This window comes from Pseudomonas protegens (assembly GCF_013407925.2).
GTDB lineage: Bacteria > Pseudomonadota > Gammaproteobacteria > Pseudomonadales > Pseudomonadaceae > Aquipseudomonas > Aquipseudomonas fluorescens_AP.
Genome location: NZ_CP060201.1, coordinates 282,627 through 300,261, shown reverse-complemented (window position 1 = coordinate 300,261; position 17,635 = coordinate 282,627). Strand labels below are relative to the sequence as shown.

Sequence of the window (17,635 nt, the reverse complement as noted above, 5' to 3'; positions counted from 1 at the left end):
GTTAGATGGTAGGAGGAATTTTTTGGTTGCTGAGGCTGCTTTCTGCCAATAAAGGACATTCAGAAGTGATTGAACATCGCTTTGGATGTTATGCAACAAAAGATATGCTTAATGTGAGTATGAGAATATTGGTAATATGCTGCACTGGCAATGTCGCCTGATAATAGTTAAATGGAGGTTCGCTGATGGAGTGGGATGTCTATTCAGATGCGCATGAGCCGTTGTCCGATGATTTGATTGCTGGCATCGAAAAAGTTATCCGTTTCACGCTGCCGAAAGATTACGTTGAATGCGTAAAACGCTTTCATGGTGGACAGCCGAAAGACCGAAGCCTGTCCATTGAGGTTGGTGGTAAAACATGGGATATCGGCTTCGGCATGCTTTTGACTCTTGACCCTTTACACAGCGCCGAGAATATCGTTACAGCTCTATTTTCGTTGCGAAATCACCATCAGCTACCAAATTACTATCTGCCTATTGTCGTGGGTGGTGGCGGTGATTATCTGTGCTTTGATTACTCTGAAAGTCCTCTATTTCCAAAAGTGGTTTTCTATTTTCATGAGTTGGAAGTACAAGAAGGGATATTTTATGTGGCCGACTCATTTTCAGATTTGCTTTCTATGTTAAAGGAAGAAATCTAAAAGAATAATCAATGAAAATATTAACCCTCTGGTTCGCACCGAGACCCATTCAGATGATGCAGTATTCGGCTGCTTATAGTCGCTGTGATGAAAGGCAGCAGGGCCGTTGGAAGCACTCATTCTGTTCTCTACCAATGTATGGACGATTCAGCCGCAATCGTAATCACAACGAAGATACAAAGGACGTTCCCAGTGGAAAAAGCTTCTCTTAAGAGTTTTTTGGCTGTTGTTTCTGTTTTTTTAGCCACATTCGCAAGCGCGAATGAAAATAATTTAAAAGTGTCCGCAGAAAGCGAAGAGCTGTACTTCAAAGCGCTGCCTTACCTAGAAAAAATCGATGAAGCACAAAACGATATGTTCACGTTTCGGAAGCAGTTAGCAGTCAACGAAAAGGTTCCCGACCAAAAAAAAGAACAATATAGAGACGAAATGCTTCGGCTTATAAAAGAAGGAATGCCTTTGCTCAAGCGTTCAGCTGAGGAAGGCAACCCAGCAGCGCAGTACCGTCTAGCGTTGATGTTGTCGACTTTTGAATCTCGCGATCAAGTCGCCGAAAAAGTCTGCACTCTCCTAAAGTCTAGTTTCAGTAACGGATTTACTCCAGCGGGTTTGCAGATGCTTTTCTACTGCTTCGATGAGGTTAAAACACCTCGGTATCGGTCACTTGTCGACGCGTTGCCTAATGATGAAACCCTCTATGGCAGGTACTACCCCCAGCCAACGATGATGCCGAGTTGCGATAGAAATAGCCGCTCTGACAGCAATCCAATCGTGTTACTCGACGAAAAAAGTTTTCGCGCCAACCTTTATATGAGTATGGCGACTCAAATGTTGACGCAAAACCTTAAACAAGAGCAGGTGCGGTGTCTCAATAAAGCCGCCGAGCATGGATGCACCAGGGCAATAGAAAGGCTAAAGCTCAGCAGCGCTACTAATGGAGCTCACCCGTAACTGGGAGCACATGATTAATCGCACGTGGGATGAAATGGGCGAGCAACACACTCCGCTGATCGAGGCCCAGTTCAGCGAGTGGTTGCGGCAGCAGTTCTACTTCCCAGTCCGTGACAGCTAGTTTTCAGTAAACGAAAGAGCGGTGTATTGCGCTTCCGCTCAGTCGCTCGCTCAAAACGTCGGCGGCGTTATCACCCACAACACCACCGCATCCTCCTCCCCAGGATTCCCATACTTATGCGATTCCTGGCTGGAAAAACTGAAGCTATCCCCCTGACTCAGCTGAAAATAACGTTCCCGCACCCATAGCTCAAAGCTCCCCGACAGCATAACTCTGCGTTTGAGGCTCACCGGGCTGAAAAAGCCTGCGTGACTTGGCACTCCATCGGGGCGAGGACTAGTGCTCTGCCCTCTACGCTACTTCACCTACGGGCGGCCCATTAAAAAAAGCGCATGATCGCATGCGGCTATGGCACATCTGCTCTATCGTTAGATTCGACCGTCGACCTCTGCTTCGTAAACTTGGATTTACCTATCAAAGTCATCATGGAGGGATCTATGAGAAAAGTATGCGCAGCAATTATTTGCTTACTAATATCTCTATCGAGCACCCAAGTATATTCCGATACGGGATCATATAGCCTGAAGGAGAAAGTAGAGCTGAATCTCGCCCTGTTGGATGAGAAGCCTTTAGATGATGAGGAGTATCAAAAGGTTATCATTAGCTCTGTTTTCAATGGAGAAGGTTTTTGTCGAGATAGTTTTAGTCGGGCATTCGTTCGGAATTTTTTCTCGTCTAGCAAGAAATCAATTTTAACGATAACGATTAATAAAATTCCTTACGTCTCGTACACGTACGACCAGAAAAATAAAGCATGCAACAAAACATACTCTATTGAAAGCGAACTATCCGGTCTAGAGCTTGCGCGAAAGACGAATAGGAAATTTATAGTGACGTTGCTGTATAATGACGAGGCTGAAATTGGTGCGCTACAAGATTTAAGTGATATAGGCAAGAGTGTTAGTGCCCTAGGCACTGCCCCTGTTTTGTCTGGTGCCACCTCTGCCTTAGTGGATATGCTTGCTAAAAAGTTCGATAAAGTTGTTCAGGCTTCGCTTAGCTCGAAAGACTTGCATCAAGTTGAAATCAGGCTTCCTAACGAAGCGGGAGCTACTCGATTTCAGCTAAGTGCAAAGATTGCAAGCAAGCACTACGACTTACTTAATATGACGGTTGTCAAACAACCTAGTCGACTGTATGGGAAAAGACCAAGCTCTGTGATGACAACAACATACAGGGCTGATGGAACTTCGGCACAAAGCGTGATTGAAAACTATAGGGCTGGTCCAGGCGCAGCGGTTGGCGATGTGTTTGACAGACTGCGCATCGAGTGTAATGAGCTGCGCAGCAATTTCTCTCTGGCCCTAAACGAAAAGGACATGAGAGCCCTACTCGAAAGCCACTTGTTGCACAATTACTCGCCAAAACAAACGAGGCTTCATTTGCTCAGTTGTTTTAATGATTCTGATATAAGTAAGGTTGTGACTTTCGAGCTTAAGGAGTATGTAGTGTTTAATGATGCTCCAAGACCTGATTTTCGTCGTGATCCAAGTTTCCTTTCAAATCTCAATCAGTCGGGTTATTCTAAAATTACAACGGAATCAACCTTGTATTTCGACAAGGGCGCACTGTTGCCGGTGAGGTCTGTCGGTCAACTTGTAGCGCTTCCTAATATAGTGGGTCCTTTCTGTTATCAGTTTCTTGAGAAGAATAAAGTTAATTTTATTATGTTTGATCGGGTGTCGAATAAGACGCTGTACTTTGAAGCCGTCATAGATAAGGAGTACAGTGCGGAAGAGTATGAGGGCGGAATGCTATCCATAATTAATTCTTTGTCAGTTGATAGCGCCGCACCCTATGAGTACAACACTGCATCCGGCATAGCTGCATGCATTGACTCGCGTAAATCAAATATTGGGATGAAAGTGGCCAGCGCTTCGGTCTATTAATCAGCGAGCTTCAATCTCGGGTTACAGATATGGTCTGTCCCGATCTCAGTGGACACTGACATCGGATGGACATCCGCTACGCTTCTGGTCAGCTCAGCGGCCAAGTTTGAATAGGCATGCTGTTTCCTTGGGAGGTTATGGCAATGCTTGATCGACTTCGAACAGAGGATGTTCGGGCGACTTACTCGTATTTCGGAGGTTATTGAGCTACGGCGCATGGAACTGATCCAGATGGCCTGTATGGTGTTAAGGAACTGCTAAGCGAGTTCGCTGACAGTTCCATATTAAATTTTGAACATGCCGCTGGGTCCAAAGCCGGCAACTGAAGCGCTGGGGGAGGGGGCTAGAGTTGCGAATAGCTATGGTGTCTACCCATGAAGGGTTGTGCTACCTACTATTTTCCCATCGATCGGTATTCCCAGCACAGTGGTCATCTGGATATTTGAATTGATTCAGCGTTTCAAAGTATTCCATGGACTTAGGGTGGCTGTTACGTCTCCCTGTCTTCCTTAGCCGTTGGCTTTGGAGCTCTGAGCCCACATGAGGACTCAGGTGCTGGCTGAATTGACCTTAATTGCTCAAAAGAGATGACCGCTTTTAGTCGCAAGTAGAGATGGTGCTGCACACAACTATGCTAGCCCCGGGTGAAGTGATAACAGAAGAGTAGATATCCTCCGCATCAATCTAAAGGCTGCTTATCCAAACGCTCTGTTTAAGGGACCAGACATGACCGTTGAAATCACCGAATTCAGAAAATTGCTAGAAGCCGGGCGGCGCTATCTGGAAGGCACCGCCACCCTCGCTGAGCTAAACGGTCGAGTCAGGGCAACACTTGAGGCCGGACATTTTTGGGGAGCAGCAGCGCCACTCATGGAAGTCGCCCGAAACTGGGAACACATGATTAATCGCGCGTGGGATGAAATGGGCGAGCAACGCGCTCCGCTGACCGAGGCCCAGTTCAGCGAGTGGTTGCGGCAGCAGTTCTACTTCCCAGTCCGTGACAGCTAGTTTTCAGTAAACGAAAGAGCGGTGCATTGCGCTTCCGCTCAGTAGCTCGCCTCAAAACGTCGGCGGCGTAATCACCCACAACACCACCGCATCCTCCTCCCCAGGATTCCCATACTTATGCGGTTCCTGGCTGGAGAAACTAAAGCTATCCCCCTCACTCAGCTGAAAATACCGTTCCCCCACCCACAGCTCAAAACTCCCCGACAGAACATACCCGGCTTCCTCGCCCTCATGGCTATAACTCTCCTTGCTGTACGTCCCCAGCAGAAAACGCGAGTGCAGAAACACCAACTGGCGGATCGGCTAACGATATTCGCAGCAGACTATTTGATTGCTCTCTGCCATGGCATATCGCGGTGGCTGCGAACTGCAGTCCAGCCAGGTTGAAGGTCAGCCAGGTCAATGATACTGGGATCAAGTTCGACTATAGACTTTAAGGATACGAGAAGAGCGTCAGCCATCTCGATGTCTTCGCCTGTTAGAAATGACCATGCTCCGTCTTCGAAGTCTCGGACAACAGCAAGAATAGGTTTATGACCATCAAGAATTGACCGCACAGTGAGGCAGGCAACATTCGGTGGAGCATCAAAAAGCCAGAGCGCAGTGCCTTCCATAGTCGCTATGTATCCTCGTCAAACGTCGTCTTGTGGTAGACGGCTGTCGTTCGGTGGCACCTCGATTCAAGCAGTGCCTTGGTAGATCAATTTCGACCTTATTCATCAGATATTGACTACTCGATCCTAGTCTCTAGTAGAGACAGACCTCCAGTCTGCGAGGTCGAAAGTAGCTTGTCCCCCAACCCTCAAAACGTCGGCGGCGTAATCACCCACAACACCACCGCATCCTCCTCCCCAGGATTCCCATACTTATGCGGTTCCTGACTGGAGAAACTAAAGCTATCCCCCTCACTCAGCTGAAAATACCGTTCCCCCACCCACAGCTCAAAGCTCCCCGACAGCACATAACCGGCTTCCTCGCCCTCATGGCTGTAACTCTCCTTGCTGTAGGTCCCCGGTGGAAACCGCGAGTGCAAAAACTCCAACTGCCGGGTCGGTTGCGGGGTCAGCAGTTGATCGATAATCCCGTTCTCATAATTCACCTGCAGCCGCTGTTTCTTGCGCACTACATAGCCCTGATCCTCGGGCGCGGTCTGGGTTTCGCTGGCGAAGAACCATTGGATGGTCACGCCCAGGCTGCGGGCGATGTTGAACAGGGCGGGGATGGAGGGGTAGGCGAGGTTGCGTTCCAGTTGGCTGATGTAGCCGGCGGTGAGTTCGCTCTGTTGCGCCAGTTCGCTCAGGGTCAGGCCGCGGCGTTTGCGCAGGCCGCGGATGCGGGTGCCAAGAAACTGCGGGCCGCCAGGGGCCTGGTTGTCGCTGCCGGGCTCGGGCGCGGTGCTCGCGGGCGGCGTCTTGCTGCTTGGGTTCATGGCGGGCTCCAGGCCTGGAAGGCGGGCGCGTCCGGGCACCCGTCCTGCAAAAGCCCTGGAGTATAAAGCAGCCTCAAAGCGCCCAGGCGACTTTCAAGCCTTCGTGGATGGCTTCTTCCACGGTGCGCGGTGCCAGGCAGTCGCCGATGCGTTGGAAGGGCACCAGGCCTTTGAGCTGCTGGCCGAGGTCGTCCACGGATTGGTGGCCTTGGCACAGCACCAGGCTGTCGACGTTTTCCAGCAGCATGGGTTCGCCGCTGGCGGTGTGTTGCAGGTAGACGGTGCTGTCGTCGCAGCCGTAGAGGCGGGCGTAGGGAATGATTGGGACCGCCAGTTTGTGCAGTTCGCCGGCCAGTTGGTCGCGCACGTACAGCGGCAGGTTTTCGCCGCAGTGGGTGCCGTTGACCGCCAGTTGCACCTGGTGCCCGGCGCGTACCAGGCGTTCGGCGATGCCGGGGCCGATCCAGTCGCAGCGCCAGTCGGCCACCACTACGCTGCGGCCCAGTTGCACTTCGTCCCGCAGTACTTGCCAGGCGTCCACCACTTGCAGGTCGCCGCCGCGTTCGAAGTTCGGCCAGTAGGGCTGGGCGCCGGTGGCGATGATCACGTGGTCGGGGTTTTCCCGCTCGATCAGGGCGCGGTCGACCCGGGTGTTGCGCACCACTTCGACACCGGCCAGTTGCATTTCCCGTTGCAGGTTGGTGCTGGCGCCGCCGAATTCGCTGCGCCGGGGCAGCAGTTGCGCCAGTTGAATCTGGCCGCCCAGTTGCGCGCTGGCTTCGTAGAGGGTCACGCGGTGGCCGCGTTGGGCGGCCACCGTAGCGGCTTTCATCCCGGCCGGGCCGCCGCCCACCACCAGGATGCGTTTGCCGCGGGCGCTGGGCTTGGGTTGGCCGTAGAGCAGTTCGCGGCCGGTTTCCGGGTGCTGGATGCAGGAGATCGGCAGGCCCTTGTGGAAGTGGCCGATGCACGCCTGGTTGCAGGCGATGCAGGCGCGCACGTCCTCGGCTCGGCCGCTGTCGCTCTTGTTGGGCATTTGCGGGTCGCAGATCAGCGCGCGGGTCATGCCGCACACGTCGGCCTGGCCCTTGGCGATGATCGCCTCGGCTTCCTGGGGCTGGTTGATGCGCCCGGTGACGAACAGCGGGATCGACAGCCCGGCCTTGAAGGTGCCGGCTTCCCGGGCGAGATAGGCCGCTTCCACCGCCATGGGGGGGACTATGTGCACCGCGCCGCCGAGGGAGGCGGAGGTGCCGGCGACTATGTGCACGTAGTCCAGTTGCCCTTGCAGCAATTGCACGGCGGCCAGGGATTCGTCTTCGGTAAGGCCTTCGGGGTCGCGTTCATCGGCGGAAATCCGCAGGCCGATGATGAAGTCGGCATCGGTGCTGGCGCGCATGGCGCCGAGGATTTCCCGGATAAAGCGCAGGCGCTGTTCCAGTTCGCCGTTGTAGCCGTCGGTGCGGCGGTTGACCCGCGGGTTGATGAACTGCGCCGGCAGGTAGCCGTGGCTGGCCACCAGTTCCACGCCGTCCAGCCCGGCCTGATGCAGGCGCCGGGCGGCGTCGGCGTAGCCCTGGATGATCTCGTCGATCATGTCCTGGTCCAGGGCCCGGGGCATGACCCGGAAGCGTTCGTTGGGCACCGCCGAAGGGGCGTAGGCCACCGCCAGCAGGCCATCGGCGGACTCCATGATTTCCCGCCCCGGGTGGAAGATCTGCGACAGCACCACGGTGCCGTGGGCGTGGCAGGTTTCGGCCAGGCGCCGGTAGCCGTCGATGCAGGCGTCGTCGGTGGCCATCAGCACGTGGCTGGTGTAGCGCGCACTGTCGTGGACCCCGGCCACCTGCAGCACGATCAGGCCGACGCCGCCTTCGGCCCGGGCGCGGTGGTAGGCAATCAGCTGTTCGTTGACCAGGTTATCGGTGGGCATCGAGGTGTCGTGGCCGCTGGACATGATGCGGTTCTTCAGGCGTTTGCCACGGATCTGCAAGGGTGCGAACAGGTGCGGGAAGGCGCTGGTCATTGCGGTGACTCCAGGCGGGCCAAGGGCAGGGGAGCACAGCCTTGGCGTTGTTATTGTTGGCCTATCAAAATTTACCGCCAGTAAAAAATCAACTTGTTTTTTTACTAAGGCTTGCAGTAGCTTCGACCTGCGCCCGCTTTTGGCGCGAACCTCACAACAATAAAAAAGGGCCGTGCCGGCGCCTGCCGGTGTGGCACCGCGACGAGGATTCACAGATGAAAGCGCTCACCCGCAAGCACGGTTGTTCTTTCCTGGCCCTGAGCCTGGCCTTGGGTCTGACCCTGGGCCAGCCGCTGATTCACAACAAGGCCCAGGCAGCCCCCGACATGGTGGTCGTGGCGTACGGCGGAGCCGGACAAAAAGCCCAGGACGTGGCGTTGTTCCAACCCTTCAGCAAGGCCGATGGCAGCAAGCTGATCCAGAGCGAATACAACGGCGAAATGGCCCGGATCAAGGTCATGGTCGACACCGGCAACGTCGATTGGGACCTGGTGCAGATCGAAGGCCCGGACCTGATGCGCGGCTGCGACGAAGGCATGTACGAACCCCTGGACTGGAAGGCCCTGGGCCGTGCCGAGCAGCTGATTCCTGATGCCGCCCAGCCCTGCGGCTCGGCGGTGCTGGTGTGGAGCGTGGCCATTGCCTACGACCGCAACAAGCTGGCCAAGGCCCCGACATCCTGGGCGGATTTCTGGGACGTCAAACAGTTCCCCGGCAAGCGCGGCCTGCGCAAGCGCGCGGTGTACAACTTGGAATTCGCCTTGATGGCCGACGGGGTCAAGGTCGAGGACGTGTACAAGGTCCTGGCCACTCCGCAAGGGGTGGAACGGGCCTTCGCCAAGCTGACCGAGCTCAAGCCGTACATCCAGTGGTGGGAAGCCGGAGCCCAGCCGGGGCAGTGGCTGGCCGCCGGTGATGTGGTGATGACCTCCAGCTACAGCGGGCGTATCGCCGTGGCGGCCCAGGGCGGCGCCTCCCAGGCGGTGGTCTGGCCCGGCAGCCTGTATGGCATGGATTACTGGGCGATCATCAAGGGCTCGAAACACGTGGATCAGGCCAAGCGTTTCATCGCCTTCGCCAACCGACCCGAGGTCCAGGTCGACTACGTCAAGCAGATCCCCTATGGCCCGACCAACACCCAGGCCGCGGCCAAGCTCGACCCGGCCCTGGCGCAGTGGGTGCCGACCTCGGAACAGAACCTCAAGGACGCCCTGGCGATGAACGTGGAGTTCTGGGTCGATCATGGCGAAGAGCTGGAAGAGCGCTTCAACGCCTGGGCCAGCAAGTAAGCGCAACGGGCTGGACGCCTGCGGGCGTCCGGTCCTATTGTTTGCCGGCTCTTTTTACCGACCCTGTTTGCCCGCCCACCCGCCTGGAGGACTCCAACAATGAACAATATCGCTCCCAGCCCCCACGCCCTGACCGAGCGCAGCGCCACTGAACAGCGCCTGCGCGAAGAGCTGGCGGCCTGCTACCGGCTGATCGCGCACTTTCGCATGACCGACCTGATCTTCACCCATATCTCGGTGCGCCTGCCCGGGCCCGAGCATCATTTCCTGATCAACCCCTACGGCCTGATGTTCGATGAAATCACCGCCTCCAACCTGGTGAAGATCGACCTCAATGGCGAAGCCGTGGAGCCGTCGCCGTACCCGGTGAACCCGGCGGGTTTTGTGATTCACAGCGCGATTCATGGCGCCCGGGAAGATGCCCAGTGCGTGCTGCACACCCACACCAAGGCCGGTTGCGCGGTGGCGGCGCTCAAATGCGGCTTGCTGCCGGTGAACCAGATTTCCATGGAGTTCTATGGCCGCGTGGCCTACCACGACTACGAAGGCGTGGCCCTGGACCTGGGCGAGCAGCAACGGCTGGTGGCCGACCTGGGCGACAAGAGCGTGCTGATGCTGCGCAACCATGGCTTGCTCACCGTGGGTGAAACCGTGAGCCAGGCGTTTTTGCGCATGTACTACCTGGAGAAGGCCTGCGAGATCCAACTGGCGGCCCAGGCGGCGGGGGAGATCGTGCTACCGCCGGACGCGGTCTGTGCCCACACCGAACGCCAATTCAACGACCCGGGCCGGCCACTGCAGGAAGGCGAACTCAACGATCCGGATGCCATGCAGCTGGCCTGGGCGGCGCTGTTGCGCCTGCTGGAGCGCATCGCCCCCGACTACCGCGCCTGACCCCTGTGGGTTCATATCTGCCTGTAGCCGCTGCTGAGCCTCGGCGAGGCTGCGAAAAGGCCCGCAGGGCCTTGCTTGACGATCTCCAGCCGAACCGGTGTCGCCTTCAAGATCGTGGCGTCCCTACGACGGAATGCCGCCCAGCCCGTGCGCAGCCTGCGGCAGCGGCGGCAGGAAGGACGGTCGCGCAATCGCTGGATCGCCCCGGAAAGCCTGTTGTACAGTCGTTCAGCTGCACCTTCCCGTCACCGTCCAAGGAGTTTGACCCATGAGCCAGGAAGCGCGCTTTTCCCGTCTGGAACCCGACCTGCGCAAGGCCGAGCTGATCGAGGCGACCCTGACCTGCCTCAAGCGTCACGGCTTTCAGGGGGCGTCGATCCGCAAGATCTCCGCCGAGGCCGGGGTCTCGGTGGGGCTGATCAGCCATCACTACGCCGGCAAGGACGAGTTGGTGGCCCAGGCGTATCGGGCGGTCACCGGGCGGGTCATGAGCCTGCTGCGCGAAGCCATGGAGCAGGCCGCACCCACTCCTCGGCAACGGCTGTCGGCGTTCTTCCGCGCCTCGTTCTGCGCCGAACTGCTGGACCCCAAGCTGCTGGACGCCTGGCTGGCGTTCTGGGGCGCGGTGAAGACCGCCGAGGCGATCAACCTGGCCCATGAACATTCCTACGGTGAATACCGCAACGAGCTGGCCAGCCTGCTGACCCGCTTGGCCGGGGAGCAGGGCTGGGCACAGTTCGACGCCGATCTGGCGGCCATCAGCCTCAGCGCCTTGCTCGACGGCCTGTGGCTGGAGTCCGGGCTCAACCCCGGCACCTTCAGCCCGCAGCAGGGCGTGCAGATCTGCGAAGCCTGGGTCGAGGGCTTGCTGGCCAGCGGCGGGCGCGGTTTCGTCAGGCCGACATAGGGCTGTTGATCGGTTGTTCAGTAATGGCTAGGCTGCTGCGCACAAGGTTCCTTTTCTAATAAAAATAATCAGGAAACAGGCGATGACTCCTCGGGTTTTGATCGTCGACGACGATCCGCTGATTCGCGAACTGCTTCAGGCTTATCTCTCTCAGGAAGGCTACGACGTGCACTGCGCCGCCACCGCAGAGCAGGCGGAGAGCTTTCTCGGCCAGCACACGGTGGACCTGCTGATGCTGGACATCCGCCTGCCGGGCAAGGACGGCCTGACCCTGACCCGGGAACTGCGGGTGCGCTCGGAAGTGGGGATCATCCTGATCACCGGGCGCAACGACGACATCGACCGCATCGTCGGCCTGGAATGCGGCGCCGACGACTACGTGATCAAACCCCTCAACCCGCGCGAGCTGGTGTCCCGGGCCAAGAACCTGGTGCGCCGGGTGCGTCAGGCCTACCAGCCGCAACCCCGGGCGTCGAGCCCGAGCCCGGTCAAGCAGTTCGCCGACTGGGCTCTGGACACTGACCGCCGTCGCCTTATCGACCCTCAGGGCGGCGAAACCCTGCTGACCCACGGCGAGTACCAACTGCTCAGCGTGTTCCTGCGCAACAGCGGCCACACCCTGAGCCGCGACCAGTTGATGGACCAGATCCGCAACCGCGAATGGGTGCCCAGCGACCGTTCCATCGACGTGCTGGTGGGCCGCCTGCGGCGCAAGCTGCACGACGACCCGGCCGAGCCGGAGCTGATCATCACCATTCACGGTGCCGGTTACCTGTTCACCGCCAGCGTGGCCGCCTGAATTGCTGCGTCGCGCAGGGGTGCTGTGCCTGAGCCTGTGCCTGATCCTGCTGGCCGGCCCGACGTTCGCTGAACCCCGGCCCGTGCTGCGTTATTGCGACTACCCGGTGTACCCACCGATTTCCTGGAGCGACGGCCAGCAGGTGCGCGGGCTGGCGCCGACCCTGGTGCGCCAGGTGCTGGGGGAGCTGGGTTATCAGGTGCAGGTGGTGGTGCTGGGCAACTGGAAGCGCTGCCTGCTGGACGCCGCCGCGGGCCGGGTGGATGTGGTGCTGGCCTACAGCACCAGCCAGCGCCAGCAGGACCTGCTGTTTTCCCGGGTGCCGGTGCTGCGCGAAGAAGTCGCGCTGTTCGTCAACCGTCGCCATCTGCCGCGTTTTACGCACTTGCAGGACTTGCGGGCCTACCGCGGCGGCCTGCTGTTCGGCGAGAGCTACGGCCAGGATTTCGACCGCGAAGTGGTGCAGCACGGCAACATCGAGTGGGTCTCCAGCAGCCAGCAGAACTTCGGCAAGCTGATCCGCCAGCGCATCGATTTCATCCCCCATGAACGCCGCACCGGGCAGCTGTATATCGAGCAGTTGCCGGGGGCCGAAGACATCATCGCCTTGCCCCAGGCGGTGAGCGTCGACTACCTGCGCCTGGCGGTGTCGCGCCACTCGCCCCTGGCGCCGCGCATGGCCGAGATCGACGCGCGGTTGCAGCAGCAGGTGGACAGCGGCGCGGTGCAGCGCTGGCTGGTGCAAAGCCAGGACGACTACCGCGCCATGCTCAAGGCGCAACGGGAGACGGCGCCATGATCCCCCTGCGTTCCGCCGGCCTGTTGCGCCGCCTGCTGCTGTTTATCCTGCTGTTCAGCCTGTGCTTCACCGTGCTCGCCAGCAGCGTGCAGCTGTACTTCGAATACCGCCGGGAAATGCGCGACATCGACAGCCGCATGGAGCTGATCCGCGCCGGTTACCTGGGCAGCCTGGAACGCAACCTGTGGGACCTCAACCAGGAGCAACTGACCGTGCAGTTGCAGGGGCTGGTGGACTTTTCCGACGTGGCCCGGGTGCACTTGATCAGCAATGACTTCGACTTGCAGCAGGGCAGCGCCGAGTTGATCGGGCCGTTGCGGGTGGAGCGTTTTCCCTTGAGCTATCAACCGCCATCCGGGCCCCTGCGGCAGTTGGGCGAGTTGCAGGTCAGCACCGATCTGGGGGCGGTGTACCGGCGCCTGTACGCCACCGGGCTGGCCAGCCTGTTGTGGATGAGCGTATTTCTCTGCGGGTTGGCGGTGGCCTTGTCCGGGCTGTTCTACCGGCTGGTGACCCGGCACCTGCAAGTGATGGCCGACTTTGCCCGGCGCGTGGCGGCCGGCGAGCTGCGCGAGCCCCTGCGCCTGGACAAGCGCCAGCGCCCCGGCGGCGACGAGATCGACACCGTGGCCCGGGCCCTGGACGACATGCGCCGGGCAGTGCTCGACGATGTGCAGCGCCGCGAAGCCGACCGCTTGGCCTTGCAGGACAAGCGCGACGAATTGCAGAAAATGGTCCAGCGCCGCACCGCCAGCCTGATGCACGCCAAGGACGAGGCCGAAGCCGCCAACCTGGCCAAGTCGCGCTTTCTGGCGACCATGAGCCACGAACTGCGCACCCCGTTGAACGGCATCCTCGGCATGGCCGAACTGCTGCGCCAGGCGCCCCTGGAGCAGCAGGACCGCCAGCGTTTGCAGGCCTTGCATCAAGCCGGGGAGGGCTTGCTGAGCATCCTCAACGAAGTGCTGTCCTTTGCTCGCCTGGAGGAGGGCGAAAGCCGCCCGGAACTGCGCGACTTCTCCCTGCGTCAGTTGCTGGAAGAAGTCACCACCCTGTTGCAGCCCCGGGCCGAGGGCAATCGCACCCGCCTGGAGTTGCACATCGACGAACAACTGGCGCCGCGTCAGCAGGGCGCCGAGCAGTACTTGCGCCAGGTGCTGAGCAACCTGCTGGCCAACGCCATTCGTTTTACCGAAGACGGCTGGGTGCGGGTCGAAGTGCAAGTGCTGCACAGCACTGCCGAGCGCCAGCGCCTGCGCTGCTGCGTGCGCGACAACGGCATCGGCATTGCCGCGTCGATGCGCGAGAAGATCTTCGAGCGTTTCGTCCAGGCCAGTGACGAGGTGACCCGGCGCTATGGCGGCACCGGCCTGGGCTTGGCCATCTGCAAGCACCTGCTGCAGCAACTGGACGGACGCATCGGTGTGGACAGCGAGCTGGGGCAGGGCAGTTGTTTCTGGTTCGAGCTGGCGTTGGGCATCGGCCAGGAGCCCTTGTCGGTGGCCGCGCTTGAGTTGCCGACGCAGGCTTTGAAAATCCTGGTGGTGGAAGACGTGGCCCTGAATCGCGAAGTGGCCAGCGGACTGCTTGAGCGTGACGGCCATCAGGTGTGGCTGGCGCAAGACGGTGAAAGCGCCCTGGCCCTGTGTCAGCAGCAAGCCTTCGACCTGTTGCTGCTGGATGTGCACTTGCCGGGCATCAGCGGAGTCGAGCTGTGCCGCGAGATCCGCCAGCGTCCCGGGCCCAACCGGCAGGTACGCATTGTCGCCCTGACCGCCAGCGTCCAGCCGTCCGTGGTGCGCGGTTATCTGCAGGCCGGGATGCAGGGCATTCTTGGCAAGCCGTTGCAGCTGGAGAGCCTGCGTCAGGTGCTGGCCGGGCAGGTGCAGATGCCGCAGGCCGACACTGAGGAGGGTTTGCTCGACCAGGGTTTGCTGGATACCCATCGCAGCCTGCTGGGCGAACAGAAGTTGCAGGGCTTGCTCCAGGTGCTGGCCGACGCCCTGGATCAGCAACGGCCCCTGTTGAGCGATGCCCTGGCCGCCGAGGACTGCACCGAAGTCCTGCACCTGGCCCATCGCCTGGCGGGCAGCGCCGATTCCCTGGGCTTCTGCGCCCTGGCCCGGGTGCTGCGGGAAGTAGAGGAGGCGGCGCAGCAGACGGATCGCCCGGCGCTAATGGCCCTGGCGGCGAGCCTGCATTCGTCCTGGCAGCAGTCTCGGGCCTTGCTGCAACAGCTGTTGGCGGCCTGACGTACAAAAACCTTACGACTTTTTACATCTTCGATCCTGGCGTTCAATCCGAACTTACATGGCTTTCCAATAATCGCTTGAGCCGCGCCCGCCGCGGCCTTCGAAGCTTATTGGAGATAATAATAATGAACTGCCTGCAAGCTGCTTCCGCCCTCCGCCACACCCCTTCGCCCCGCGCCCTGCGCCTCACTGACTGCTGAGGTGCGCCATGACAACCACCACAGAACGTAAAGGCATCCACCTGACCCGCTCCTTGAAGAGCCGGCACATTTTCATGCTGTCCCTGGGCGGGGTGATCGGCACCGGGCTGTTCATGGGCTCCGGGGTCACCATCAACCAGGGCGGCCCCTGGGGGGCGATCCTCTCTTACCTGGTGGCCGGGTTCCTGATGTACCTGGTGATGGTCTGCCTCGGCGAACTGTCGGTGCAGATGCCGGTGTCCGGCTCGTTCCAGGCCCACGCCAGCAAATACATCGGCCCGGCCACCGGCTTCATGATCGGCTGGGTCTACTGGATGAGCTGGGCCACCACCGTGGGCCTGGAATTCACCGCCGCCGGCATGCTGATGCAGCGCTGGTTCCCTGGCGTGCCGATCTGGTACTGGTCGGCGCTGTTCGTGGCCTTGCTGTTCGGCATCAACGCCCTGGCCACCCGGGCCTTTGGCGAGGCCGAATACTGGTTCGCCGGGGTCAAGGTGCTGGCGATCCTGAGCTTTATCGTGGTCGGCGCGCTGGTGATCTTCGGCGTCATCGACCTGCCCAGCGGCGCCCCGGCGCCGATGTTCGACAACCTCAAGGGCGACTCAGTGTTTCCCAACGGCCTGCCGGCGGTGTTCGCGGTAATGATGACCGTGGTCTACGCCTTCCAGGGCTGCGAGATCATGGGCGTGGCCGCCGGCGAAACCGACCAGCCGGAAAAAAGCATTCCGCGGGCCGTGCGCAACGTGGTGTTCCGCGTGCTGATCTTCTACGTCCTGGCGGTGATGGTGCTGGCGGCGATTATTCCCTGGCAGCAAGCCGGACTGGTGGAAAGCCCCTTCGTCCAGGTGTTCGACATGGTGGGCATTCCCTACGCTGCTGACCTGATGAACTTCGTGATCCTCACGGCGATTCTTTCGGTGGGCAACTCCGGGCTGTATGCCTCTACGCGCATCCTCTGGGCCATGTCCAAATCCGGCATGGCACCCAAGGCCCTGTCGCCCCTGAGCAAACAAGGCGTGCCCCTGCGGGCCCTGTTCATCACTCTGTGCTTTGCCCTGATCTCGCTGATGACCAGCTTTATCGCCGCTGACACCCTGTTCATGGTGCTGATGGCTGTGAGCGGCATGGCTGGCACCGTGACCTGGATCGTCATCGCCCTGGCGCAGTACCGCTTCCGTCGCCAGTTCCTGCGCGAGGGTGGGCAACTGGAGCAGCTCAAGTACCGTGCGCCGTGGTTTCCTTTGGTGCCATTGCTGTGCATCGTGCTGTGCAGCTCGTTGTTTGTGTTTCTGGCGCTGGATGAAACTCAGCGGCCGTCGTTGTATTGGGGTTCGGGTTTTATCGTTCTGTGCTATGGCGCCTATTACCTGATGCAGCGCAAGCGTCAATTGCAACCTTTAGCGGCGGTGTAGGAGCCGGATTGTCGGCGAAGGGGGCCGGGAGGCGTGCAGCGTCTGGGTGGATGCCTTTGCTGGCGTTTGCGGCCAGCGGGGCGGGGTACATATCCGTTGCTGCGGTCACGGCCACTTAGGGTTTCGCCCTTACGGCGAGTCACTTTTACCAAACGCCGTAAAAGTAACCAAAAGGGCTTGCCCCTCCATGGGCCCCTCGCTGAGGCTCGGGGTGCCCGAGCTCCGGCATTGCTCCGGGGGCCCGCCGCCAACCGGCCATCCATGGCCGGGTGGCGGCTAGCTCGGCATCCATGCCGAGCTGCCCCCTACGCAACGCCTGCGCTCGGCCTGCTGGGAAGGGGCCTGAAGATCAAGAGCAAGATCAAAAGCCAAAGCCAAGCTGCGCAGGCCGGCTCTTTGTAGCCGCTGCCGAAGGCTGCGAACGAGCGCCAGCGCTCGCGAAACCAGGCAGCGCGGTGGGTCAGGAGCATTGGGGGAGGCAGGTTTAGCGTCTCCTGCGACGGAGTGCCGCCCAGAGCGTTCGCAGCCTGCGGCAGCGGCTACATGTAACGCTAACGGCAATGAAACAGGTCGGCCGGCAGGCCGCCGTCAGATTTTGCCTTTGCTTTTGATCTTGTTTTTGATCTTCCTGCCCCTTTAGACACGATGGCCGAACGCAGGCATTGAGCCGTGGGTAACCCGGCAGGACGCCGGGTTAGCCGCACTGGGCCAGGGATGGCCCATTGCGGCGGCCCACGGATCAATGCCGGAGTGAGGGCATGCCGAGCCTAGGCGAGGCACCGAGTGGAGGGGCAGAGCGTTTTGCTTACTTTTGCGCTCTTCAAAAGTGAGCCGCTGTAAGAGCGGAACCGCCAGCGGCCGCACCCGCAGGAATGGATATGTACCCAACCCCCGCTGTAAAAGCGGAACCATAAGCCGCCGCACCCGCAGCAACGGATATGTACCCCAAGAAGACCGCACCCTCAGGCTTTACGGCCGCTACGCGCCCGAGCGGGAGCAAGCTCCCTCGCCACAAAAA

12 protein-coding genes and 3 pseudogenes are annotated in these 17,635 nt (G+C 59.6%); 11 read left to right on the top strand and 4 right to left on the bottom strand.

Features of this window, described 5'->3' with window-relative positions:
- Nucleotides 1-185 precede the first annotated feature (185 nt).
- Both GGI48_RS01310 and GGI48_RS01305 read left to right on the top strand, forming a co-directional pair.
- Nucleotides 186-641 (top strand): SMI1/KNR4 family protein, encoded by a 456-nt coding sequence (locus tag GGI48_RS01310; RefSeq protein ID WP_179596473.1) that lies wholly within the window; start codon nucleotides 186-188, stop codon nucleotides 639-641.
- Nucleotides 642-833: 192 nt separating this feature from the next.
- Nucleotides 834-1,592 carry a hypothetical protein gene (locus tag GGI48_RS01305; protein ID WP_260620597.1) on the top strand — a complete coding sequence of 253 codons (759 nt, stop codon included), beginning with the start codon at nucleotides 834-836 and terminating at the stop codon, nucleotides 1,590-1,592.
- A 171-nt stretch (nucleotides 1,593-1,763) separates the two neighbouring features.
- On the opposite strand, the pseudogene GGI48_RS01300 reads toward GGI48_RS01305, so the two are convergent.
- Nucleotides 1,764-1,922 (bottom strand): annotated as a pseudogene (locus tag GGI48_RS01300) (cupin domain-containing protein); the annotation flags it as partial.
- A gap of 228 nt (nucleotides 1,923-2,150) precedes the next feature.
- Between GGI48_RS01300 and GGI48_RS01295 the strand changes: the two are divergent.
- Both GGI48_RS01295 and GGI48_RS01290 read left to right on the top strand, forming a co-directional pair.
- Nucleotides 2,151-3,602 carry a hypothetical protein gene (locus tag GGI48_RS01295; protein WP_179596471.1) on the top strand — a complete coding sequence of 484 codons (1,452 nt, stop codon included), beginning with the start codon at nucleotides 2,151-2,153 and terminating at the stop codon, nucleotides 3,600-3,602.
- 726 nt (nucleotides 3,603-4,328) lie between these two features.
- A complete protein-coding gene (locus tag GGI48_RS01290; RefSeq protein ID WP_179596116.1) occupies nucleotides 4,329-4,610 on the top strand; it encodes a hypothetical protein in 282 nt (93 codons plus the stop codon).
- A gap of 51 nt (nucleotides 4,611-4,661) precedes the next feature.
- On the opposite strand, the pseudogene GGI48_RS01285 reads toward GGI48_RS01290, so the two are convergent.
- The 3 genes and pseudogenes from GGI48_RS01285 to GGI48_RS01275 all read right to left on the bottom strand — a co-directional run.
- Nucleotides 4,662-4,913: pseudogene (locus GGI48_RS01285) on the bottom strand (cupin domain-containing protein); the annotation flags it as partial.
- 499 nt (nucleotides 4,914-5,412) lie between these two features.
- Nucleotides 5,413-5,972: pseudogene (locus GGI48_RS01280) on the bottom strand (cupin domain-containing protein).
- 140 nt (nucleotides 5,973-6,112) lie between these two features.
- Nucleotides 6,113-8,065: an FAD-dependent oxidoreductase gene (locus GGI48_RS01275; RefSeq protein ID WP_179596469.1), complete on the bottom strand. Its 1,953-nt coding sequence runs from the start codon at nucleotides 8,063-8,065 to the stop codon at nucleotides 6,113-6,115.
- A 215-nt stretch (nucleotides 8,066-8,280) separates the two neighbouring features.
- Between GGI48_RS01275 and GGI48_RS01270 the strand changes: the two genes are divergently transcribed.
- The 7 genes from GGI48_RS01270 (at nucleotide 8,281) to GGI48_RS01240 (ending at nucleotide 16,617) form a co-directional block, all read left to right on the top strand.
- Complete coding sequence (locus GGI48_RS01270) at nucleotides 8,281-9,354, top strand: ABC transporter substrate-binding protein (RefSeq protein ID WP_179596467.1); 1,074 nt, start codon at nucleotides 8,281-8,283, stop codon at nucleotides 9,352-9,354.
- Between the two features lie 99 nt (nucleotides 9,355-9,453).
- Nucleotides 9,454-10,248 carry a class II aldolase/adducin family protein gene (locus GGI48_RS01265; RefSeq protein WP_093408513.1) on the top strand — a complete coding sequence of 265 codons (795 nt, stop codon included), beginning with the start codon at nucleotides 9,454-9,456 and terminating at the stop codon, nucleotides 10,246-10,248.
- A 268-nt stretch (nucleotides 10,249-10,516) separates the two neighbouring features.
- A complete protein-coding gene (locus GGI48_RS01260) occupies nucleotides 10,517-11,155 on the top strand; it encodes a TetR family transcriptional regulator C-terminal domain-containing protein (RefSeq protein ID WP_047304617.1) in 639 nt (212 codons plus the stop codon).
- 82 nt (nucleotides 11,156-11,237) lie between these two features.
- Nucleotides 11,238-11,954 (top strand): response regulator, encoded by a 717-nt coding sequence (locus GGI48_RS01255; RefSeq protein ID WP_179596465.1) that lies wholly within the window; start codon nucleotides 11,238-11,240, stop codon nucleotides 11,952-11,954.
- A 1-nt stretch (nucleotide 11,955) separates the two neighbouring features.
- A complete protein-coding gene (locus GGI48_RS01250) occupies nucleotides 11,956-12,753 on the top strand; it encodes a substrate-binding periplasmic protein (protein WP_179596464.1) in 798 nt (265 codons plus the stop codon).
- Nucleotides 12,750-15,005, top strand: coding sequence for an ATP-binding protein (locus tag GGI48_RS01245; protein ID WP_179596462.1), 2,256 nt, complete (start codon nucleotides 12,750-12,752; stop codon nucleotides 15,003-15,005). The genes GGI48_RS01250 and GGI48_RS01245 overlap by 4 nt, the downstream gene beginning before the upstream one ends.
- Nucleotides 15,006-15,213: 208 nt before the next feature.
- Nucleotides 15,214-16,617: an amino acid permease gene (locus tag GGI48_RS01240; RefSeq protein ID WP_179596460.1), complete on the top strand. Its 1,404-nt coding sequence runs from the start codon at nucleotides 15,214-15,216 to the stop codon at nucleotides 16,615-16,617.
- Nucleotides 16,618-17,635 lie beyond the last annotated feature (1,018 nt).

Excerpts from the sequence above, each read along its gene's own strand:
- GGI48_RS01290 (WP_179596116.1), top strand. The coding sequence starts at position 4,329 with ATGACCGTTGAAATCACCGAATTCAGAAAATTGCTAGAAGCCGGGCGG.
- GGI48_RS01255 (WP_179596465.1), top strand. The coding sequence starts at position 11,238 with ATGACTCCTCGGGTTTTGATCGTCGACGACGATCCGCTGATTCGCGAA.
- GGI48_RS01245 (WP_179596462.1), top strand. The coding sequence starts at position 12,750 with ATGATCCCCCTGCGTTCCGCCGGCCTGTTGCGCCGCCTGCTGCTGTTT.
- GGI48_RS01275 (WP_179596469.1), bottom strand. The coding sequence starts at position 8,065 with ATGACCAGCGCCTTCCCGCACCTGTTCGCACCCTTGCAGATCCGTGGC.
- GGI48_RS01260 (WP_047304617.1), top strand. The coding sequence starts at position 10,517 with ATGAGCCAGGAAGCGCGCTTTTCCCGTCTGGAACCCGACCTGCGCAAG.
- GGI48_RS01240 (WP_179596460.1), top strand. The coding sequence starts at position 15,214 with ATGACAACCACCACAGAACGTAAAGGCATCCACCTGACCCGCTCCTTG.
- GGI48_RS01295 (WP_179596471.1), top strand. The coding sequence starts at position 2,151 with ATGAGAAAAGTATGCGCAGCAATTATTTGCTTACTAATATCTCTATCG.
- GGI48_RS01310 (WP_179596473.1), top strand. The coding sequence starts at position 186 with ATGGAGTGGGATGTCTATTCAGATGCGCATGAGCCGTTGTCCGATGAT.
- GGI48_RS01270 (WP_179596467.1), top strand. The coding sequence starts at position 8,281 with ATGAAAGCGCTCACCCGCAAGCACGGTTGTTCTTTCCTGGCCCTGAGC.
- GGI48_RS01265 (WP_093408513.1), top strand. The coding sequence starts at position 9,454 with ATGAACAATATCGCTCCCAGCCCCCACGCCCTGACCGAGCGCAGCGCC.